Genomic DNA, 22,247 nt, shown 5'->3' on the forward strand with positions numbered 1-22,247 from the left:
GAGTAAAGAGACGGAATATTCCTGATATATCATATTTTCGGAATATTATATAATAATGAAAAGAGGAATATTTATGGTGAGAATGGTAAAAGGATGCCCATCAACCTCTATGAATGATTATCAATTAAATACAACGACAATGATTCGCCATGCTGTTAGGAATTATCCTGATCGGGAGATCGTCTATCGAAGTAATAATCAAATCCATCGTTATACGTACAAGGAAGCGTTCACCCGTATGGCTAAAATGGCTAATTTCCTAGAAAAACTAGGAGTCAAACCAGGTGACAAAATTGGTGTATTAGACTGGAACTCTAAGAGGCATTTTGAATTGTATTTTGCGATTCCTGGTAAAGGAGCAACTCTCCTTCAGATGAATTTACGCATTTCAGCAGACGACCTATCTTATGTAACGAATCATAGTGAAGCGAAATATATTTTTGTCGATGAATCTCTTTTGCCAGTAGCTGAAGCCATTGCACCATATTTAACAACCGTTGAAGGCTTCATTGTAATGAGTGATAAGCCACTAGCGGAAATAAAAACCAGCTTATCGCCTATCTACCACTATGAGGAATGTATTCAGACGGAGAGTGCAGATTATGACTGGCCGATGATTGATGAAACGACAGCATATAGTGCCTGTTATACGTCTGGAACAACTGGCAGACCTAAAGGTGTCTATTATTCGCATCGGAATATCTACTTGCACACGATGGAGGCTGCTGCTCTTATTGGAGCAAACAGTCATGATTGTTTACTTGTCATTGTACCGATGTTTCATGGCCAATCATGGGGGTTCGTCCATGTCGCTGCGATGATGGGCGCCAAAATCGTATTGCCAGGCAGGTATGCGGCGGAAGATACTTCGCCTCTAGTAGATCTAATGATAGAAGAAAATGTGACATTTGCTGGGGGATCACCGGCGATTTTCCTGCCAATGCTTCATTATATTCGGACACTTGAGAAAAAGCCTGATTTAAGCAAGGCAAGGTTTTTATCAGGGGCAACGGAACCACCTGTCTCCATGATGAGAGGATTCAAAGAATTAACGGGAGCAGAAATCATTCACGCCTATGGTGCAACAGAAACAACACCATTGGTGGCAATCAATTATCAACTTAATCCAAATTTACTTAATAAAATCACTGAAGATGAAAAATGGGATTTAAGGCGGAAACAAGGAATGCCGGTACCTGGAATCGATATTAAATTATGTGACCCTAATACAGGTGAGGAAGTCCCACGCGATGGTAAGTCAGTTGGTGAGGTTTGCTTAAAAGGTCCATGGATTACGGGTGCTTATCATCATGCACCAGGTACAGAAAGCAATTTCCGTGATGGGTATTGGAGAAGCGGGGATGCTGGTACAATTGATGAAAATGGTTATTTGAAAATTGTCGACCGAATTAAAGATGTTATTAAGAGTGGAGGAGAATGGATATCTTCCATTGATATGGAAAATGCCTTAATGGGACACCCCGACGTTCTTGAGGCAGTAGTGGTGGGCATTCCTCATGAAAAATGGCAGGAACGACCACTTGCTCTGGTTGTCACTAAAAACAATAAAACAGTACCGTTAGAGGAATTTGAAGAATTATTATATGTCCATTTTGCCAAGTGGCAATTACCAGATCAGATTCTTTATGTTGAGGAAATTCCAAAAACGAGTGTAGGGAAATTTAATAAAAAGGAAATCGTCAAGAAATATGAGCTCTTATATATAGGAAGTGGAAATCAAGTCAGCTAAATTAAGGGGGGACTAGGATGGGGATATTAACCAATTTAAAAACGCGGGCAATCATTGGTGATGGATTGAAAAGGGCAAGTTATCGTTATCCAACAAAACCAGCATTAATTTACTATAATTCTGATGCGGACCAAAGCACTTTCACTTATAACGAATTGGACGAAAAGGTAAACCAGACCGCACATTCGTTAGTACAAATGGGAGTAGAAAAAGGGGACCGAATTGCCGTCATTAGCCGGAATAGTCCAGAAATCGTTATTTTATCGTATGCCCTTTTGAAAATTGGCGCATGGATTACCCCAGTGAATTTTATGTTAAAACCCCAAGAAATAAGTCAATTGATTAATTTTTCGCAGGCTAAAATGTTTTTTGTAGACGGCATAAATATGGAGGGTGTTAAATCCATTGCTAAGGAATTATCCAGCATTCAAAAATTTGCTTGTTTCCGAACAAATGAAATACCAGAAGGCTGGGTCGATTTCAACCAACTTGTATCAGGTAAAACCACTGAAGTGGAAGTGGAAATCGATGATGAAGATGTTGCAGGATTATTTTACACAAGTGGAACAGAGTCATTACCAAAAGGTGTAATGGTCACCCATCGGAATTTCTTTCATTCCAATTATGCATACTTGGCAGCGGGAGCATTTCAACCGGAGGATAGTTTGCTGCTGTCTCTTCCATTAATACATATGGCTGGCTTTACGTTTATGATGCATAGCCATATGGTGGGGTTAACCATTGTCATGACAGAAATCCCAATTCCTTCACAGATGGCCATGTTAATGGACAAACATAAAATAACATTTACTGCCTTGCCTCCAACATTATATTTGGGCATTCTTAATGTTGCAGGTGATTATGATTTCGCTTCTCTCCGCAAACTTATTACTTGGTCTAGTACTATTCCCAAGAGTATGGTCGATGGATGGAATCGAATTGCACCTGAGGCGAAATTTTTTACCATACAAGGTTCCAGTGAATCCACTGCCTCTCCTTTAACGGGAGGCTGGTTTAAGACATGGGATGAAGTTCCAAATGGAGACGGAAGATATGTTGGAAGCGTCACGCATACTGGCAGTGAAATAAAACTTGTTGATGAGTATGGAAACGAAGTTCCTGACGGTGAACCCGGTGAACAAATTGCACGTGGTCCAGTTGTGGTGAAGGGATATTATCATAACGAAGAAGCCAATCGGAAAGCATTTCGCGATGGCTGGTACTATACAGGTGATGTTCTCATCCGAGACAAGGATGGTAACTATTATTTTGCTGACCGGAAAAAAGATATAGTCAAAACTGGAGGCGAGAATGTTTCCAGTCAAGAGATTGAAAATGTCCTCAGCCAGCATTCGGAAATTATGCAATGTGCCGTTTTCGGTGTACCAGACCCACGCTGGGGTGAAGCTGTAGCGGCAGCAGTCGTATTAAAAAGTGAATCGACTCTTACAAAAGAGGAGATCATTGAATATTGCCGCCATAAATTATCCGGCTACAAAACGCCAAAGTATGTGGTGTTTAGAACAAGCCTGCCGACTACATCAGCCGGAAAATTATTAAAGAGATCGTTGAAAGATGAATACAAAGACTTATCGCAGGAAACGGAAAAAATCTAGCAAACACCAGTAAGGAATGCCGGTTAAATCATAGGATGTAAAAAGCCCACAAATCATTTTTGTGGGCATTTTTTGTTGGAGCGAATTTTACCAAGTACAACTTTCTAACTTAGTAAAATATCATATAGACGATAATAAGGATTATAAAGTATCATTAAAAATAAGAAAATTTTTACTAGTTTATCGATTAAGGAATCTATCAATATAACTCATTGAATAATAGCGTATAATAGGAGGCATTATGAGATTTCGAACGAAGCTGTATGCGAGCATAGGATCATTACTTTTGTTTATAACCATTATTGTCATGATATTAATGAACATGCTCGAACAATCGACTGTTAAAATGAATGTCGTTATTAGTGATTTAAATGAGAGAATCGAAGTTGCTTCCACGATTAAAGAAGAGGTGTCAGTCACATCAAGCGTTTTAACTACAATGTTGAAGGATCGCGGAGGGAAAATCAATGCAGATCTATTAAATACATGGGAAAGCTCCAATTCAAATTTACAAGTTGCGATTAATTTATTAGAGAAAAAAGACACCCAAGACAAATCTCAGGAACTTATTGGTAAACTTAAAATCTTACAAGATTCTTATCGAAGTATGGGCCAGCAAGCGTTGGTAGAGAGAAGAATGAATCCTAATGCTGAACTTGCTCCTGATTTTTTAGCTGAAATCGAGCAATTCAGTCAGCGGATGGTTCAACTTGCAGAACTGCTTCATGGCTTACAAGAACAAGGGATGAAGAATGAACTCTTACGTTCAAAGGATACTTATACGTGGGCAGTTGAAAATATTTATATCTATCTTGTAATCGGCTTGTTGATTGGGATCGGCTTTGCGATCTGGATTATAAAAAGCACCAGTAACAACCTTAACAAGGTAACTGACGTGATGAAACAGGCAACGGCCAGTGATTTTGATACCCTACCACGGATTGAGATTACCTCAAAAGGGGAACTGAGTGAAATCGCTGTCGCCTTTAATAAAATGGCAAAAGCTCTTGAGAAACATAGCAAAAACGAGAAACAATTAAAAGAAGAAGCAGAAGAGCTGAGTTGGCTGAATACAAAGATTGCAGAAATCGCTACACTGTACCCGGAAATAGAAAATGTGCAAATGCTAGCCAATATGCTCATCACAAAGCTGGTTCCTATGGTTGGAGCGAGCTACGGAGTCTTCTATTTAAAGGAAGTTACAAAAAGTGACCAGTATTTAACAAGGATGTCTTCCTATGCCTCTTTAAGTGGGGAAGAAGACCGAAAGCAATTTCGTCTAGGCGAGGGATTAATTGGGCAATGCGCACTATTAAAGCGCCCCATCCATTTAAACCATGTTCCCGACGATTATCTAAAGCTCGGTTCAGGTCTAGGAGAAGCTTCTCCTCATTCGATTATGATTTTACCTGTATTATTTGAAGAACAGGTATTAGCGGTAATTGAAATTGCTTCTTTTGAGACGTTAACTCCATTACATATTAAACTGCTAGAAAAAGTAAATAATAATTTAGGTATTAAGATTAATAGTATTATGAACCACATGAAGGTTGAACAATTATTGCAAGAATCACAAGCACTGACAGAAGAACTCCAAGCTCAATCAGAAGAACTCCAAATGCAGCAAGAGGAGTTAAGGACGACAAATGAAAAACTAGAGGAACAGTATGAAGCGTCTAAACAAAAGAATTTCGAAATACAAGAGGTCAGTGCGGCGCTTGAAGAAAAAGCCCAGCAGCTGGAGATTAGTTCAAAATATAAATCTGAGTTTCTAGCTAATATGTCACATGAACTAAGAACCCCTCTAAATAGTTTGCTCATTCTAGCACAAATCCTCTCTGAAAATGGAGAAGGGAACCTTACATCTAAACAGCAAGAATATATTAAAACCATTCACTCTTCCGGTAATGATTTATTGAATTTAATCAATGATATTTTAGATTTAGCCAAAGTAGAGTCAGGTAAACTAGATGTAATATCAAAGGAAGTAGAATTGAATCAGTTGAAAGAGTTTATCTATAATCAATTCTCACCGATCGCAAATAAGAAGAAAGTTCATTTTTCAATCGAATTGGATAATGAATTGCCAATGACGTTCTTTACGGATGAACTACGATTGCAGCAAATCCTGAAGAATCTTCTAGCCAATGCATTTAAATTCACCGAAAGTGGAAGTGTCTCCTTACAAATCCGTCGTGTAATGAAAAGTATCACCGGTAATGGCGGCGAAGAACAAGGGTTCCAACACATGTTTGCTTTTTCTGTGATCGATACGGGGATTGGAATTGAGAAAGAAAAACAAGAGACCATTTTTGAGGCTTTCAAACAAGCAGATGGGACGACTAGCAGGAAATATGGCGGTACGGGATTAGGTCTATCCATTTGCAGAGAACTTGCTCAGCTATTGGGTGGGTACATTGAAGTTTCAAGTGAAATGATGAATGGAAGCACATTTACGTTATATTTGCCAAACCTTGAAATGAATAACAAACTAGTAGATATCTCGACAGCTCGAATGGAAGCAGCGGTCAGTTTAGAAGCGGATGATTCAGTAAACAGAAATGTTCAAGTTTTAAAGGAAGAGTCGTTCATCAAACATGGGAAATCCATACTGAGAAACAAGAAAGTTCTCATCGTCGATGATGATATCCGCAATGTATATGCCTTAACCATTGCACTTGAAAATCATGATATGGAAATCTTGGTTGCCGAAAACGGAAGGGAGGCGTTGGATGTTTTACAGGAGCATCCGAATACTGACCTAATTTTAATGGATATTATGATGCCAGAGATGGATGGGTTTGAAGCTATCCAACAGATTCGTAAGATCAGTATATTCGAAACCATCCCGATTATTGCCCTTACAGCAAAGGCGATGAAACACAGCAGAGAAGAATGCCTGGAGGCAGGAGCGACCGATTATATTAGCAAACCGATTAATTTAGAACAGCTGTTCTCGTTAATGCAAGTTTGGCTGTTTACGAAGGAGGGCTAGACCATCGAACAGGTGAATAATCATGAATCTCGTAAACTCGTACAGGCACAAGAAATCGAGAGAATAGAAATCGAATTATTACTAGAGGCCATGTTTCGCTATTATGGGTATGATTTTAGAAACTACGCCTTTCCTTTTATCCAAAGAAGAATTAACCACCGCGTTCAAATTGAGAGACTATCGAGTATATCTGCGCTGCAGGAAAAAATCCTTAGGGAACCTAGTGTGATGGCAAAGTTACTTTCCGATTTTTCAATCAATGTCACAGAGATGTTTCGGGATCCATCTTTTTTTAAGAATATTCGAACCAAGGTGATTCCTTTACTAAAAGAGTATCCATCGATCAAAATATGGCATGTTGGCTGTTCTTCAGGCGAGGAAGTGTATTCAATGGCCATCCTTTTGCATGAAGAAGGAGTCTATGAGAAAACAAGAATCTATGCAACCGATATAAATAAGAATGTTCTCGAAAAAGCCAAACAGGGGACCTTTCCGTTAGAAGAGATGAAGCTCTATACCAAAAACTATATTGAGGCAGGAGGGAAACAGGCCTTTTCTGAGTATTATAAAGCCATTGATGATAAGGTTTGTTTTCACCCCTTTCTTCAAAAAAATATGATTTTTGCCCAGCATAATGTAGTATCCGATCATTCTTTTAACGAGTTTGATATGATTATTTGCCGGAACGTTCTCATCTATTTTAATAAGAATCTTCAAAATGATGTTCATCAATTATTATATGAAAGTCTAAGCATCTCAGGTTTTCTTGGCTTAGGAAAAAGAGAGGGGGTTAAATTTACACGTTATGAAGACTGTTACGGAGAATTTGATGGACCAGAAAGGCTCTATCGAAAAGTTAAATAATACACCTTCCAAGAAGGTGAATATTTTAATGGTGGATGATCATCCAGAAAACCTGCTGGCATTAGCAGCAGTGCTCACTTCACCAAACTACAATCTTATTAGTGCTCATTCAGGAAAAGAAGCCTTAAAATGCATGCTTCAATATGATTTTGCGGTGATTTTACTCGACGTCCAAATGCCGGGACTTAATGGCTTTGATACGGCTAAGCTGATAAAGGCGCGTGAAAAAACTAAAAATATCCCGATTATTTTTATTACAGCGATTAGTCAAGAAATGGAACATGTTCATCAAGGATACTCCGTCGGTGCGATTGATTATATTTTTAAACCCTTTCAGCCCGAAACATTGAAAAAGAAAATTGAACAGTTTGTCAAAATTCATCAAAATCATCAAGAAACTATCATAAAAACAGATCTGGGACATTTACTTGAGCTTAATAAAGTTAATAAAAGGCTAGATAGAACAACCCTAAATTTACGTAGGACAGAGGCTTTATCAAAGGCAATAAGTGAAACGATAACCGATACGATTATCACGTTTGATAACCAAGGTTCCATTCTTTCTGTAAATCCAGCTATCATCAACATGTTTGGCTATCAGCCAAAGGAATTGGTAGAAAAACACGTTTTGAAGCTTTTTCCTAAATGGGAGGATGAAGTTTTAGCTGATACATCACTCTCGTTCCTTTCTAGAATGAGACAATCGGTTGGGAAGATTATAGAAATAGTGGCTGGTAGAAAGGATAAAAGCTGGTTTTATGCGGATCTATTAATTGCCTCTACCATTATTGAGGATGAACAGATTTTTGTTTGTACCATCCGAGATGTAACAGAAAGAAAGCAAATAGAAGAAGTGAAAAAACAACGATTTCATAATTTGGAACATGTCGTCGAAGAGCGGACGCTTGAGCTAATCAAAGCAAATGAGAAACTGCACAAAGAAATTGAAGAACGAAAAAGAATGGCCGACCATCTGTTCCGTTCCCAGGAAAGGTTTCGAAAAATCTTTGAATCCAGTCCTTGCTTAATGGCGATTTTATCACAGCAGGATCTAACTTTTATTGAAGTCAATGACAGTTGGACTAAATATATCGGTTATAGCTGTGATGAATTGATTGATCAAAAAATAAATAGTAAAAGTTTTATGGATGAAGTAACGGAGACCTATATAGATCTAAATAAAAAGAGTAGTAACAAGAAAATTAGGTATGAGACGAAAAATGGGAAAGTTCGATTAGGTTTATTATCTACGGAGTTTATTGATATCCATTCAGAACCATGTATGCTGGTTGTATTGAACGATATTACGGACAGGGTACATCTCGAGAATGAAATGTATCGGTTAGACCGATTGAATTTAATCGGCGAGATGGCAGCGGGTATAGCCCACGAGATTAGAAACCCGATGACAACCGTTCAAGGCTTTTTACAATTAACAAGGAATAAAACCGATAAATTATCTACTGATATCATTGATTTAATGCTAGAGGAATTGGAAAGAGCAAACTCGATTATTACAGAATTTTTGAATCTAGCAAAAAATAAAATCAGTGTCAAAAAGAAGCAAAACTTGAACGCCATTATTGAGGCTTTATCTCCTCTTATTCAAGCAGAGGCATTACGTTCGAATAAGCAGCTTACGCTTGACTTAGGAGAATGTCCCGACATTTCCTTGGACGAAAAAGAAATCCGCCAGCTCATCTTAAATATTGCCTTAAATGGATTGGATGCGATGATTTCCAATGGCAATCTAACGGTCAAAACCTATCAAGACAAAGAGACAGTGGTTCTCCAAATTAAAGATGAAGGAGAGGGAATCAACCCAGAAGTCTTATCAAAATTAGGCACACCTTTCTTTACCACAAAGGAAACAGGAACCGGTTTAGGGTTAGCCATTTGTTACAGTGTGGCCAAACGACATGACGCCGATATTGAAATTGAAACCGGTGAACAGGGGACTACTTTCTCGGTTCGATTTCAGCGTATTCCCAGCTTAACCACTGTTTAGGTACATTCTTTTAACACAGAAGAGAGGGGGATGAATCGGTGACAGGGAAATGGAAAATGATAGTAGTGGTCGGTACTGTCCTTACTGTTATCGTTCTAGGTTTTATATCGGTTACATTTGCCGATAAAAAACCAACGGTAGTCGTTGTGTTAAAAGCCTCAGACTCACCCTATTGGAACATTATGAAGGCTGGTATAGAAAAAGGGTTTAAGGATTTTGGAATCGATGGAAAAGTGATGGTTCCAAGTGAAGCAATACCACAACAACAGGTCGAATTATTGAAAAACATTTACAAAGAAAAGCCGGATCTAATCATAACGGCTCCATACAGTTCATCAGCTGTTGGTCCGACATTAGAAACATTTACGGATATTCCGATTTTATTAGTGGATACCAATATTCCGATTGAGAACAAAACAGCGTATATCGGAACCAATAATCTGGATTTGGGTAAAAAAGCCGGAGCCTTCTTAGCCTCACAGCTGCAGCCGGGCGACAAGATTGCCATAATCGGAGGAGATTTGTCTTTCTCCGTTTTTAAGGAGCGGGTTGAAGGTGCTACCATTTCCTTACAAAATGCAGGAATCAATATCGCATACAAAAAAACCGGGATACCGGATAATCCCAAGAAAATTCAAAGTGTGATCACTAAGCTTATGCGGGACCAGCCGGATATTAAGGGAGTTATGACCACTCACGACACGATTGCGTTACCTGTCATCAAGGAGTTAGAAGAACAAGGGCTCTTGATTCCTGTCATTGGTCCGGATGGTCTTGCAGACATGGTTAAGTTAATCGCAGATGGTACGCTTCCCGGTACAACGGCACAAAACCCTTATGATATGGGCTATTTAAGTGTTGAAACCGCCATGAAAGTGTTAAAAGGAGAAAATGTCGATCCATTTGTGGACAGTGGCGTTGATATTATCATAAAAGAGAATGCCAATAGTAGACTAAATTTTTATGAGAAATTAGTGAAGTAAATCAATAATAGTGCCGTCAAAATATGAAAGCTCGAATTGGAGGTGATACAGATTTTCTGTATAACCTTTTTTTAGGTAGACGATATTTAAATATGCTTCCACTTTGGTAAAAATTATCTTCTGTAGAGACACTATGATAGCATAATAAAGAATAAAGATAAGAGGTGAATGAGATGAAAAGAATTTTAGATTGTAGAGGTTCTGATTTTCGGCAAATGGGAAGAGAAGAATTAAAACAGGCAATCCGTGCCGCAGAAGGAAGAACGATAATCGCTGAAACGGTAGTGACTTCTCAACCGTTACTTCCAGAGGTATCCAACCCAGAAGTAATGAAGGCATTTGGTGCGGATATGATCTTACTGAACATGTTCGATTGTTTGAACCCTTTTGTAAATGGGATTGAGTCATACAGCATATTTCAACCAAATGCGGCAGACACGGTTATCGATGAACAAATCATTCAAAAAATAAAAAAACTAACGGGCCTGCCAGTGGGCATTAATCTTGAACCTGTTGATCCACAGGCTAATGCCCTAGAAAAATTGCATTCATTGCCGGAAGGGCGTACTACTACTGAAAAATCTCTAACGATGGCAAAGCAGTTGGGCTGTGACTTTATTTGTTTAACTGGCAACCCAAAATCAGGGGTAACCAATGAGAAAATTGAACAGGCTATTACATTGGCGAATAAACATTTTGGAGGGCTGATCATAGCCGGCAAAATGCATAATGCTGGAACAGCAGGAAACGTGTTTGATCTCAATGCATTTTCTCGCTTTGCAGAAGCAGGAGCAGATGTCATTCTTTTTCCGGCACCAGGAACGGTTCCAGGAGTTCGTGAAGAAACACTTGCAGAAGCTATTGAAAATGTTAAAGCTAAAGGGGCATTAACCCTTGCTGCAATTGGCACCAGCCAAGAAGGAGCAGATGAAGAAACCATTCGTGCTATCGCTTTAAGCTCCAAAAGAGCAGGAGTTGATATTTTTCATATTGGGGATGCTGGATATTCTGGTATGGCATTACCTGAGAATATTCAAGCACTTTCGATTACAGTTAGGGGTAAAAGGCATACTTATATAAGAATGGCTGCATCGGCAGTAAGATAATTAAATCCGTTAATCCCTTTCTATGAAGAAGGGGATTTTTTTTGGTTCTTGTTAAAGGTATAGACTACATTGGATAGACTCTCCCTTTAATTACTGAAAAAAGGGTGTTTGGTCTATGGGTAATCGTCTATTCGTGGGACAATCGTAGAACATAGTATGAGATTGTGGTTAATTTATAGGTGATAAATAACCATTTTTAATGGTGAATGAGGTAATGAATTTATACGGTGGAGGAATGATTAAAGTGAATGAACAGAAACAATACCGTCACGATTTGTTGGAATGGTGTCATGAAACAGCTAAAAATTTATCTGAACAAATGGAGTTGTTATATCAAGAAATAAATCTTGATCAGAAAGAATCTGAAGTCAATTATGTAAGCCGTGTTGATATGGAAGAACAAATTCAACTTGAGGAAGAAGAGTTAGAACCAAATGCATTCCAAGTCGATTTGGAAATTGAGACTGAAACTGAGCAATATATTGATATGGAGGAACTAAACCAATACCGAGAGGATTTATTGGAATGGTGTAACAATCTTTACTCAACTTGGAATAGCACGAAACCGATATTGGCAAAACATGTTGATAATGCAAGTTTAGAGGGTTGGGAAGGAATGTGCTCTCGTTTAAAAGAGAAATTAGAGGAAGATCTTTCATTAGAATACGAAGACTATGAGATAGCTAATGCCTTATATGAACAGTGGGAAAAGCTTCTAGAGGAATCGTATTCTTATCAAGAAGGAGCAGGAGTTTGATCGTAAGCTAAACACAATTAGTTTTTATAAGAAGATTCTAAGTAAAATACCTTAGTAAAATCATTAAAATTGAATGTAAAAATGAATGGAATAGCGAAAAAAAAAGCTATCTTAACGGCTAAAGGGGCATTACTGAAGCAGGGGTAATGCCTTTCCATTCTTAAGGTGATCGGAAGGATAGTGAAACAAGCATACATTGGATAGACTAAAATAAATACTATGATTTGAAAAAGGTGTTTGAAAAATGGAACCATTACTTGATTCAGATAAGATAAAGACAACAGATAAGCTTTATCAACAAATTCATCAGATAAATGTTGAATATTATGAGTTTTGGAAAGAAAATACTTTATTGCACTGGGATTTTTACCTTTCGATTGTATTGGCAGTTACTCCTTGGTTAATTTGGTTCCTTTTTAGAAAAAAAGGGAGTGAAGGAAGATTACTACTAGTTGGTAGTTTTGTGGTGTTTATTACGTCTTGGCTTGACTTTTTAGGTGTGATTTTAGGGATATGGCATTATTCTGGAAAAGTAATTCCTACGATCCCTAGTTACATACCTTGGGATTTTTGTTTATTACCAGTATTAACGATGTTTTTTATCCAATTCAAACCGGACATCCATCCTTTTATTAAAGCGATTATATATGGAGCATTCATCTCTTTTATAGGAGAACCACTAATGGAATGGATTGGGTTATACACACCTGGTAATTGGAAAAATTATTATTCTTTTCCGATTTATATCGTAATTTATTTCATTTCATTTAAAATAAGTAAAATTAACACTTTTAAAACTATCTAAATAAGGTCAATCCACACATTACGAAGTAGGTAAATGGAATAAGCCACTAATTTTTATCAGTGGCTTATTTAGTTGGTTTCCTAATGATCCAATTATGATAGTTTAATTCCATTAATAAGTCGAAGTTAACGTTTTGTTCAAAATCCTTTGGCTTGTCTAATTGTATCCCTCTTTTTGTGGCGGCTGCCATGATTAATCCTAATTCATAGTACATATTCTTAGAAACTAAACCATTTGAACACATTTTCTTCACTTCATTATAGAATTGAATCAAAAAATCACTAGGTAATCTTTCATACAAAGACATAACCTAAAACACCCGCAATCCCTACTATACTAATAGGAATAATATCATTTATAATAGAAAATGAAAAGATATTTTCGCGAATTTCCATCATATGAAGGGAATAAATTAAAAAGTTAGAAAAAAGCCGATTTTCTTATATAGAAAATCGGCGTCGTACTATGGTCAATATTAATAATGGACATTGGACTTTTGATTAGAAGTTTGATTGTTTAGGTTCGGCTGGATTTGAAATATTCTTTAGGGCATGTCCAGCTTTATCAGTCGACTGATTATTAACAGCTAGATCACCAAGAGAGACAATTCCAACCAATTTGTCATCTTCCACAATAGGAAGACGGCGAATTTGGTGCTGGGACATTAGGTTTACCGCTTCCTCCACTGACATTTCTTTGTTTCCTTTTATCACATTGTCGGTTACTAATTCAGAAATCGTGGAGTCACTCGATAGATCATTGACAAATCCCTTTATGACTAAATCACGGTCGGTTACGATTCCTACTAATTTTTCATTATCACAAATTGGAACGGCCCCCACATCCAGCTCTTTCATTTTCATGGCAACCTCTTTACACGTACTATCTGGACTACAGCTATCAACATTGGTAGTCATTACCTCTGCAACATTCATGCTCATTCCTCCTTTATGATTGTTCATTTATTTACTACCCGTCACACCATATGGTTAAACGTTATTTCTGGGATTAAATATTTCATCTTATTTAAGTAACTGTGATGGATAGGTAAAATATATGAAAAATATTTTTTATGTTAACTGTTCTTGGAGCAAATAATAATCAAAAAAAAGAACCCATTTTTGAGTTCTTCCTCTAGACATTTCACCCGTTTGCAACCCATGCAGCAGTTCTTCATAATCGGAGGTTAACGAGATATTAACATTTTTTAGTTTTATTGTTTGGAATCCTTATTCGTAGCGTTAATATTATTGCTCACATCATGATTATTGGAGGGTGTATTGTTATCTGCTTCAGCCGTCTCAGCAATTTGATTACCAATAACACCACCTGAAACACCGCCTATAACAGCACCAAAGAGTCCAAATGGAGCACCTATCATAGCACCCGCAACAGCGTCAGTAAAAGTTCCTGCTGCTTCACCAAATTCACTGGTACCTTGATTAGCATTGCTATCAACTTGGTTGTTGTCACTTTCTTCTACATTTCCATCATAGTTACTGCGTTCGTTACTGTGAGTCATCTATTCACTTCCTCGTTTATTAATTGGGAATATGCTAAATATGAATGCACAGCATCCTAAACATATACTACCCAGCTGAAATAGTTTTACTCACGATATGTTTAGGAAAAACGCTTTATCCTCAAAAATGCAGCTATAAAGGTATACACCAAGGGTATTGCTCTAAAAAGAGGTGCTTTTTTCAATAATTATTTTAAATTTTGTAAATTAACTGTCTGATTTTTATAGCTCAGCTCCCGTTTAAGGCTGCTTTTTCTAATATGCTATCTTGTAGCTTTTCTACTAAAAAGTAAAAACGCCTTTTCTAAAATCTAGGTTATTCAAAAAACACCAATACGAAATTTTTTTGTTATTATCTAGTTTTTAAAGCTATCTACATATAAGGTATGCATTTAACAAATAATAACAAAAAAGTTTAAAGGAATGAGAAAAATGATGGGTTTTTTCGACGATCTACCTAATTTACCTTATATATTTAAGGCATTGTTAATTTTTTTGGCTGCAATTATGCTTTTGCGTATCGCAGGAAAGAGATCGCTTGCAGAAACGACAGTTTCGGAGGCCGTGTTGAGGATTTCGATTGGTGCTGTACTAATACAACCTTTAGCATTAAAAAATGAATGGGAAGCAATATATGCTGGAACTTTGCTTATTATAGGAATTGTAATATTAGCAAAAATACAAATATGGATACCAAAATCCAGAAAGTTTATAAATGGAGTACCATCCGTACTAATTAAGAATGGACAGATGAAATTAGAAGAGCTAAAAAAAGCAAGACTAACGACAGATGAGCTACAAGGTTCACTCCGCCTAAAAAACATAGGCAATGTAGAAGATGTAGAATTGGCGATATTAGAGTCCAATGGGAAAATATCGACTACCCTAAAGCCAAACAAAGCACCTGCAACCAAAGAAGATATTCAAAAAATTTTGGATATATTAGCTCAAAATGGTATTCGTCCCTCATCACAAAATCAGTCTGAAGCGAAAACGCCAAAATTATTTCAAGAAGCATATGACGAGGGAGACATTGTGGACAATATGCCTCAGATACATTAAAGTTCAAACTTTCTTCCGCCAACAGAGTCATTAATTGAAGAAAAAGCTGCCATTAGCAGCTTTTTTGTTTATTTAATAAAAAAGAAGGTTAGTTGAAGAGTGTTGTTTATAGCTCAGGTTCAGCAGTAACAGCCATAGTGTAAATCAACTTTTTAAAGAGAAATTCGATATATATGTGAATTTTAAACGAAATTTGATATCGTGTACTTTAGGTAAAGATAGTATTCCTGTAATAAAGAAATAGACGTTTAAACACCAAAAAAATCGGTTGCTTATTACAATCCCTTAATCATTCCTCTGGTTTATTTTGCTCTTCCATTTTCCTAAATTGAATATCATCACTTATTTTCTTATCATCCTGGTTTTTTAATGCGAGTACTGCTGCCTTTCCGTCGCTGGGCGTCCCATCTGAAAAATACATAGGAAATAGGGAGAAAAATAGAATATAAAATGAGAAATAGGTAAACTGAGACCAAAAAACGGACTTCGCTAGAATTCCTTGAGAAATAAGGGTGTGTACCAAAAAAATACTTAACAGGTTAAATAAAGAGCCACCTAGGTATATTAAGGTGTTCGTGAAACGGTTATCATGCCTTAAGGATTTAAACTCGCAGGCCCCATTCCAGAAGTAGTATTTTCGTACTTCAATATTCCAAAAGGAAAATACCATTGGCCCGCATCCGATTATGATTTTTTTCTCTGATCCTCTGAAAAGCGTAACGAAAAAAATATGCCCGCTTAAATGGATAAGAGTAACGATAGGCAGGATTACGAAAAAAGAGATTAAAAATTTTATGATGTCAGTGAATCCAAACATGGTTATCCTCCTAAAATATTCTAAGTAGAATAAAATTTCGTTTAAGCCAAGACGTTATTTATGTACCCAGTAAAAAAAGATGTTAACTAGAAAAAATTTGCAGTATAAGTAGAGTACTGGATACATTAAAATTAAATTAGAATACAGTGGTATAAAGGTGAATGAGAGTATTAAAACAAGTGATAAACAGGCACGAAGCCTATTTAGAGGTGATTAGTATGAAGATTAAAAAAGCAAGTGAAGTAGATATAAAATCTATAGCGAGAGTTTATGTTGATGGTTGGAAAACTACTTATCGAGGTTTAGTACCAGACGATTATTTGGACAGTTTATCGTATGAAGAGTCAGAACAAAGGTGGCTTAATTTTTTAAATCACGAAAAAGAACCCTTTATTTATATTGCAATGAATGAGGCAGGGGAAATTATAGGTTTTGCAGCAGGTAAAAGCATTGTTGACGATAATTTTGATGGAGAATTATACTCACTTTATCTATTACAGGAATGTAGAGGATTAGGTGTAGGAAGACAACTGGTTTCGGCCATTGCCAGGCATTTTAAAGAAAAAGGCATTGCTTCTATGATGGTGTGGGTAATGGAACGAAATATATCTGGTCTTGGTTTTTATGAACGTATGGGAGGAAGGGCATATCTTCATAGGAATAATGAGTTTGGAGGAATGGTAGTAGAAGACGTTGCTTATGGCTGGAAAGATGTCTCAGTATTATGTACGGAAGAAGAATAAACTTTTAACTAACAGGGCTTAAGTTGAAAAATTTTAGGTGCAGTCGCACCTCTTTTTCAATTCAATTATAGAAGAGGCTGTAATGCCTAATATAGTAGATTAAAAACTAATATTACCGTTTAGAAAGAGCAGGATAGTTTAACAAGGAAAAAGCCTACTTTACTAAAGGAATCATACACTTAGGCGAGATTTTAATGGTTTTTATACAGTTGTTGGGGAACTTACGGTATTTTTTGATGAATATTACCTTTTCTTTATCTTCTCCATTACAAATTTAAAGAGGATTGCGCCAAAAATAAATCCAATAAAGGAATAAGTATGTTTCCATTTTTCTAGTATGAGTAAGTCAAATAGTTCAAAAATTGGCTCTAGAATATATGAAAATATCGCAGACAATACTATGCTTGCTGTTACGAAAGACTGCCATAATGGGAAATACTGATATACCAACATGTAAGAAACAGGTATTACAGTGAGGTCAGCAGGTACCATAGGCGGAATGATAGGTATTAATTTATCAGGATATCCCCACAAACCCAACTCAACACCTACAAGGTCTGAGGCGATGGATAAAACTGCCCAAATAAGTCCATAAGATAAGATCTCAAAAATTCTATTTTTATCAACGAGCTTCCACCATATATACCAAGGAAGTATACAAGATAGAAGTAGAAACCACCAACCAGGGGTAAATAAATCATCCTGAATCCAGTGTTTTAAATTTTTGTCGAATAAACGATTTCGAAGTGCTGCAATTTCAGTATAAGTAGGAATTATTCCACTCAAAAAATCTTCCCTCCGAATATCTTACTAGAGTTTAAACTTGTTAACGATTCTCAATACCTAATTTCTTTCATTTAGATTATCCATAATAAAAGGAGGATATGTTAATTCTTTTTTTGGCAAGAATTCATATATTGTCGCCTCATTTAAAGGATTCCGATTTAATGGTCCATTCGTTATTGCTTTTTGCCACTTACATCATTTGCTCTTGGATGCTTTTATCAATTACATCAGGAACTTCGTTAAGTGAATTTATTGTGATAAAAGTACTACTATGTTCAACGTTAACATCAACCATGTTATACGTCCATTCATTTTCTGCTGGAATGTAGATAGCATGGATATCCATTTTCAGTGCTGGGACAATATCTGTTCTTAATGAATTTCCAACCATCCATGTTACATGAGGGTCCGCCTTAATGGTTTTTAAAATATTGGATAATGCTGTTGTATCTTTATGCTCAGAAATAAAAATGCGATGTTCAAAAAATGTAGTCAATTCTAACTGGGTAATTTTTCTGCGTTGATTAGCCTCATCTCCTCCTGTGTGCAAATATAATTCATGACCATCTTCTTTTAAACGGAGCAGGGTTTCATTCATGTTTGGAATAGGTTCAACAGGAATTTCGAATACCTTGAAACCCAACTCTCTTAAAAATTGGATTTCATCTGTTTTCTTTTCCCTCCCAGTTAAGTCGCAAAAGTATTTATATGTACCAACAAAAGACTCAGGAAACCGCTCTGACTTTAAACCGTACTCACTAATCGCTGCCACATCAAGTTGAAGCTGTTTCTGTTTTATCTCTTCCTCTTTTATCGAGTCAAACCATGCCATCATTTGGTCAGCGAACTCGTTGATTACTAGGCTAAAATATTTATTACAGTATGCTAATGTGTCATCAAGGTTAAATAAAATGTTTTGTTTTTTCATTTTTTAACTCCTTTTTCAACGATATAACTATTATTCCACTAAGACTAAGTTAATATTACTGAGATAAATAAGAAGTAAGTCAGAGTCCTTATTTCTGCAACATAAATTGCTTTACAAGTAATGGCTCCACCTACGCCAATTACCATGATAGCCACACATGCTATCCCCGCTAATAATAGAATAATCAATCATTGTTAAGAGCCTACAGTTTTGATGTTAAGGTTCTGTAAATCATTTATTAAAAAACCACGGCAGGGTTTCAGGTAAAGTGCTTTTTAAATGAAGCAGAGCAAATTCTGATTTCTACTAGGATCAATTTTTATCATGTAAGTCGTTTTCTTTTTCAATCGACTGGCAATAATGGTAAAAAATGGTCGATGTTGGTTCGGGTGTATGTTGCATGGGGCCAATAGCTAGGAGAAATAATGATGTATGAGATAACCATAAGACTTCCAGCCAAAAAGATTGAGAAAATTATTCCGCATTTATATCAAAAAGGTTACTATCAAACTTTTTACGAGGTTCCATTAGATGTGGTGACTGATGCTAATGGGTATGCCTTTGTTGAAAGGAAGAATGAAATCACAGACCTTAATATTTATATTAACAATTTTATGGAAGCAAAGGAACGGCGTATGTTAGTAGATATATTAGCTATTGATGACTCCAGTTTGGTCGTTAAGGAAGTAAATGAGCTCAATTACCAGCAAACATTTGATGATATTTTTCTTGAAAATGGCTGGGTCATCACCACACCAGATAGAATGAATCAGTACGACATTAAAAAACGGATTGTCCTGGACTCTCAAGGAAATTTTGGGACAGGCTATCATGAAACTACAAGAGATTGTTTGCAGTTCATTTTAGATCATGATTTCAAAGGTTTAAGTGTCGCAGACATTGGCGCGGGTTCCGGGGTGTTAAGTATAGCTGCTGCACTCAGAGGAGCGAGCCTTATCGATACTTATGATATTCAGCCGGTTGAGCGGGAAATTCTCTATCAGTGTGAATTAAATGGTGTAATGCCGGTGAATGTGGTTGAAAGTGATTTAATAAAAAATAAAAATGTAATTAAAAAAGAATATAATTGGGTGTTCCTTAATATCGGAACACAAGAAAATCAGGATATCCTTAACGCTCAAAGACTTTTAGAGTGCAAAAACACTACATTTATTTTATCCGGTATGCTTGAATGGAATTACCAATTGGTAGAATCGGTGTTAAAAGAGGCAGGCTTCCGATTGGAGGAAAAGAAGCAGAGTAACGAATGGGTAACATGTCTTTTTTCAGCAAATTAACGAGGTGAAAAGGTTTTTTTGAGTATTCATTCAGGAGTGAGAACCTTTTCATCTAGTGAATCCTTCAGTATAATTGAACTAATAACTTCTTGATAATCATAAGTCAATATTTATTCATTCATTCACTCGCAGGTAAGCTGAATTAAATCTGAAATAAGGGAGAAATAGAATGAAAACACTGGAACTAAATGACTTATTACATATACACCAAGAGAATGAACTATGGTTTGCCAACAATGAAAGATCTGTTTTTGTTTCAACAAGGGCTTTCGGAACGATGCAACGTGATTTAATTGAGAATATTGGGATTGATCGGATGAAAACTTTCTTTTTTAAGTATGGATATCAACTGGGAGTTGAAGACGCCCAGGAGGTGGCTAAAAGAGATTCCTTAAGCTTACTTGAAAAGATTGAATATGGTCCGATTATTCATGCCTTAAAAGGGCATGCAAAATCAAGTATTACAGAAAAGGAATTTGAGGTAGAAGAAAACGAAATCAAATCGTTTCGCTTTAAAGGGATTTGGGAAAATTCTTATGAAGCGGAACAGCATCTTAAAAATTTTGGGATGAGCCATGGCCCTGTTTGTTATACGTTAACGGGTTATGCTACGGGATATATTACGGGTGTGGTTGGAGTGAACGTCTTTTTCAAAGAGCTGCAATGTCAGGGACAAGGTGACCCGTGTTGCGTGTGGGAAGGGCGTCTAGTTTCGGAATGGAAGGAAGAAGCGGAGGAATTCTTTTCTTATAGTAAAGAACTGCCGATTTTGAAGGAACTGGAGCAAACAAACGAAAAACTCATGCAGGAAAAAAATAACCTCGCACTTGTTTCAAAAACATATAATGAGATGACCAATGAGCTAATCAAAGGCAATAACATCGATAGTATTCTCAACATTGTACATAAACAAAATCATCTGTCGATTGTCGTGGAGGATAGCCGTCAAAATATCATTGCCTCTAAAGGTATCAACCTGGAAGATTTTGAGTCTAGTAGAGTATCATTTTCTGAGATTCCAGATAAGAAGCAATGTCATTCCAAAGTGGATATTTTCTCATTTGAAAAAGGGATAAGTCTAAAGACTCCAATCTACCTCTTAGGCAAGATTGTAGGTTATTGTTCCTTTCTCTACGAGCGAGGAAGGACACCTAAATATGAGGTTGACTCCATGATTCTTGGTCGACTAGCGTCGATTTGCTCCCTGCTGTTTTTAAAGGAAAAAACAGAAGTGGAATCATTAGAACAGGTGAAAGGCCATTTTCTTGAAGAAATTATGAGTGGGAAATATACGCAGCAAGAAATCATGAGAAAAGCGGATTATATTCAGTTAGATTTGTCCGATCACTATCATATTGTGGCTTTGACCTACAAGTTTTTAAATAAGTGTGATGAAAAAGAATTCACGTTACATAAGAAGACATTTGAAATGGTATCTGCTTACTTTCGGGAAATAGAGAACCTAAATGTAATTATCGGTCAGCGGCCTGACACTCTAATTCTCCTGATTACAGAGAACCAAGTCACCCAGCAAAATATGGAGAAAATGATTCGGACGTTAGTCGCTTTTTTAAAGAAGGAAACAAAACATGCTCTATTCTTAGCAGGAATAAGCTCGCAAAACAGTAACATCCTTGAAGCAGGGGTGGCAATGGAAGAAGCATGTTCTGCTGTGCGGCTATCTTCTAGGGATGAACCAATCACCTTTTTTAGTGATTTAGGAATGCTAGGAATCTTGATTAATGACCAAAACGAGCAAGCCATCAGGAAAATGATCCGTGATCAGCTTGGGGTTCTCTACGAGAATCTTGATAAGAATAAATTAGAATGGATTGAAACACTCTACCATTTTCTTGAACAAGGCGGCAACCTGGAACAAACAGCAGAATCCCTCGCACTCTCAAAAAGCGGCCTTCGTTATCGCCTCAACAAAATTACGGATCTTCTTGATCGTGATTTGCGTGATCCGCAGAGACAATTTCAGTTAATGATGGCGCTAAAAGCATTAAAAATTGTTGAGCATGAGAGAATCAAAAAAATTCAAGCAGAGTAGTTCCATTTATTCGGCATAAGAAAACGAATCATCTATAAATTGCCAGACTATCCACTGAAACATTCGTTAGTGGGGTGTCTGGCTTTTATTTTGCCATACTGACACAAAGGAGTAGTATTTACGAAGTTTTCTGTCACTTCGTGTTATTGTTATG

General features: G+C 36.8%; 19 protein-coding genes. 13 read left to right on the top strand and 6 right to left on the bottom strand.

The features are described 5' to 3' along the window. Positions 1 to 73 precede the first annotated feature (73 nt). The 9 genes from BANA01_RS08490 (at position 74) to BANA01_RS08530 (ending at position 12,884) form a co-directional block, all read left to right on the top strand. Positions 74 to 1,750, top strand: a complete 1,677-nt coding sequence (locus BANA01_RS08490; RefSeq protein ID WP_174524410.1) for a long-chain-fatty-acid--CoA ligase — start codon at positions 74 to 76, stop codon at positions 1,748 to 1,750. Positions 1,751 to 1,767: 17 nt separating this feature from the next. Further along, complete coding sequence (locus tag BANA01_RS08495) at positions 1,768 to 3,366, top strand: class I adenylate-forming enzyme family protein (protein ID WP_034676308.1); 1,599 nt, start codon at positions 1,768 to 1,770, stop codon at positions 3,364 to 3,366. A gap of 241 nt (positions 3,367 to 3,607) precedes the next feature. After that, positions 3,608 to 6,361, top strand: coding sequence for a response regulator (locus BANA01_RS08500; protein WP_034676306.1), 2,754 nt, complete (start codon positions 3,608 to 3,610; stop codon positions 6,359 to 6,361). A gap of 12 nt (positions 6,362 to 6,373) precedes the next feature. Next, positions 6,374 to 7,225: a CheR family methyltransferase gene (locus BANA01_RS08505; RefSeq protein WP_034676304.1), complete on the top strand. Its 852-nt coding sequence runs from the start codon at positions 6,374 to 6,376 to the stop codon at positions 7,223 to 7,225. Next, on the top strand, positions 7,167 to 9,233 hold the full coding sequence (locus BANA01_RS08510; protein WP_063252599.1) for a PAS domain S-box protein: 2,067 nt from the start codon (positions 7,167 to 7,169) through the stop codon (positions 9,231 to 9,233). The genes BANA01_RS08505 and BANA01_RS08510 overlap by 59 nt, the downstream gene beginning before the upstream one ends. Before the next feature lie 38 nt (positions 9,234 to 9,271). Further along, entirely contained in the window at positions 9,272 to 10,216 is a 945-nt protein-coding gene (locus tag BANA01_RS08515; RefSeq protein WP_063252601.1) for a sugar ABC transporter substrate-binding protein, read from the top strand. 173 nt (positions 10,217 to 10,389) lie between these two features. After that, positions 10,390 to 11,322: a DUF7916 family protein gene (locus tag BANA01_RS08520; protein ID WP_063252604.1), complete on the top strand. Its 933-nt coding sequence runs from the start codon at positions 10,390 to 10,392 to the stop codon at positions 11,320 to 11,322. Positions 11,323 to 11,536: 214 nt separating this feature from the next. Further along, complete coding sequence (locus BANA01_RS08525) at positions 11,537 to 12,079, top strand: hypothetical protein (RefSeq protein WP_063252605.1); 543 nt, start codon at positions 11,537 to 11,539, stop codon at positions 12,077 to 12,079. A gap of 244 nt (positions 12,080 to 12,323) precedes the next feature. Further along, the gene (locus BANA01_RS08530; protein ID WP_063252607.1) at positions 12,324 to 12,884 is read left to right on the top strand and encodes a CBO0543 family protein; all 561 of its coding nucleotides are present in this window, start codon (positions 12,324 to 12,326) and stop codon (positions 12,882 to 12,884) included. Positions 12,885 to 12,948: 64 nt separating this feature from the next. Here the strand turns inward: BANA01_RS08530 and BANA01_RS08535 are convergent, their stop codons facing one another. The 3 genes from BANA01_RS08535 to BANA01_RS08545 all read right to left on the bottom strand — a co-directional run bounded on the left by BANA01_RS08535 (position 12,949) and on the right by BANA01_RS08545 (position 14,406). Further along, positions 12,949 to 13,185, bottom strand: a complete 237-nt coding sequence (locus tag BANA01_RS08535; RefSeq protein ID WP_218008386.1) for a hypothetical protein — start codon at positions 13,183 to 13,185, stop codon at positions 12,949 to 12,951. A gap of 199 nt (positions 13,186 to 13,384) precedes the next feature. Next, positions 13,385 to 13,819: a CBS domain-containing protein gene (locus BANA01_RS08540; protein ID WP_063252611.1), complete on the bottom strand. Its 435-nt coding sequence runs from the start codon at positions 13,817 to 13,819 to the stop codon at positions 13,385 to 13,387. A gap of 278 nt (positions 13,820 to 14,097) precedes the next feature. After that, on the bottom strand, positions 14,098 to 14,406 hold the full coding sequence (locus BANA01_RS08545) for a hypothetical protein (RefSeq protein WP_063252613.1): 309 nt from the start codon (positions 14,404 to 14,406) through the stop codon (positions 14,098 to 14,100). Positions 14,407 to 14,829: 423 nt separating this feature from the next. Between BANA01_RS08545 and BANA01_RS08550 the strand changes: the two genes are divergently transcribed. Then, entirely contained in the window at positions 14,830 to 15,468 is a 639-nt protein-coding gene (locus BANA01_RS08550) for a DUF421 domain-containing protein (protein WP_082799439.1), read from the top strand. Between the two features lie 289 nt (positions 15,469 to 15,757). On the opposite strand, the gene BANA01_RS08555 is transcribed toward BANA01_RS08550, so the two are convergent. Further along, positions 15,758 to 16,285, bottom strand: a complete 528-nt coding sequence (locus tag BANA01_RS08555) for a hypothetical protein (protein ID WP_063252617.1) — start codon at positions 16,283 to 16,285, stop codon at positions 15,758 to 15,760. A 218-nt stretch (positions 16,286 to 16,503) separates the two neighbouring features. Here BANA01_RS08555 and BANA01_RS08560 point away from each other — a divergent pair, with 218 nt between their 5' ends. Further along, on the top strand, positions 16,504 to 17,028 hold the full coding sequence (locus BANA01_RS08560; RefSeq protein WP_063252619.1) for a GNAT family N-acetyltransferase: 525 nt from the start codon (positions 16,504 to 16,506) through the stop codon (positions 17,026 to 17,028). A gap of 243 nt (positions 17,029 to 17,271) precedes the next feature. Here BANA01_RS08560 and BANA01_RS08565 read toward each other — a convergent pair whose 3' ends face one another. Both BANA01_RS08565 and BANA01_RS08570 read right to left on the bottom strand, forming a co-directional pair. Continuing rightward, positions 17,272 to 17,814 carry a CBO0543 family protein gene (locus BANA01_RS08565; protein ID WP_063252621.1) on the bottom strand — a complete coding sequence of 181 codons (543 nt, stop codon included), beginning with the start codon at positions 17,812 to 17,814 and terminating at the stop codon, positions 17,272 to 17,274. A 190-nt stretch (positions 17,815 to 18,004) separates the two neighbouring features. Further along, positions 18,005 to 18,742: an HAD family hydrolase gene (locus BANA01_RS08570; RefSeq protein ID WP_063252622.1), complete on the bottom strand. Its 738-nt coding sequence runs from the start codon at positions 18,740 to 18,742 to the stop codon at positions 18,005 to 18,007. A gap of 425 nt (positions 18,743 to 19,167) precedes the next feature. Between BANA01_RS08570 and BANA01_RS08575 the strand changes: the two genes are divergently transcribed. Both BANA01_RS08575 and BANA01_RS08580 read left to right on the top strand, forming a co-directional pair. After that, positions 19,168 to 20,040: a 50S ribosomal protein L11 methyltransferase gene (locus BANA01_RS08575; protein WP_082799440.1), complete on the top strand. Its 873-nt coding sequence runs from the start codon at positions 19,168 to 19,170 to the stop codon at positions 20,038 to 20,040. 169 nt (positions 20,041 to 20,209) lie between these two features. Then, entirely contained in the window at positions 20,210 to 22,093 is a 1,884-nt protein-coding gene (locus BANA01_RS08580) for a XylR N-terminal domain-containing protein (RefSeq protein ID WP_034675220.1), read from the top strand. Positions 22,094 to 22,247 lie beyond the last annotated feature (154 nt).

Source organism: Neobacillus niacini NBRC 15566, from assembly GCF_001591505.1.
In the GTDB taxonomy this organism is placed as follows: Bacteria; Bacillota; Bacilli; order Bacillales; family Cytobacillaceae; genus Neobacillus; species Neobacillus niacini.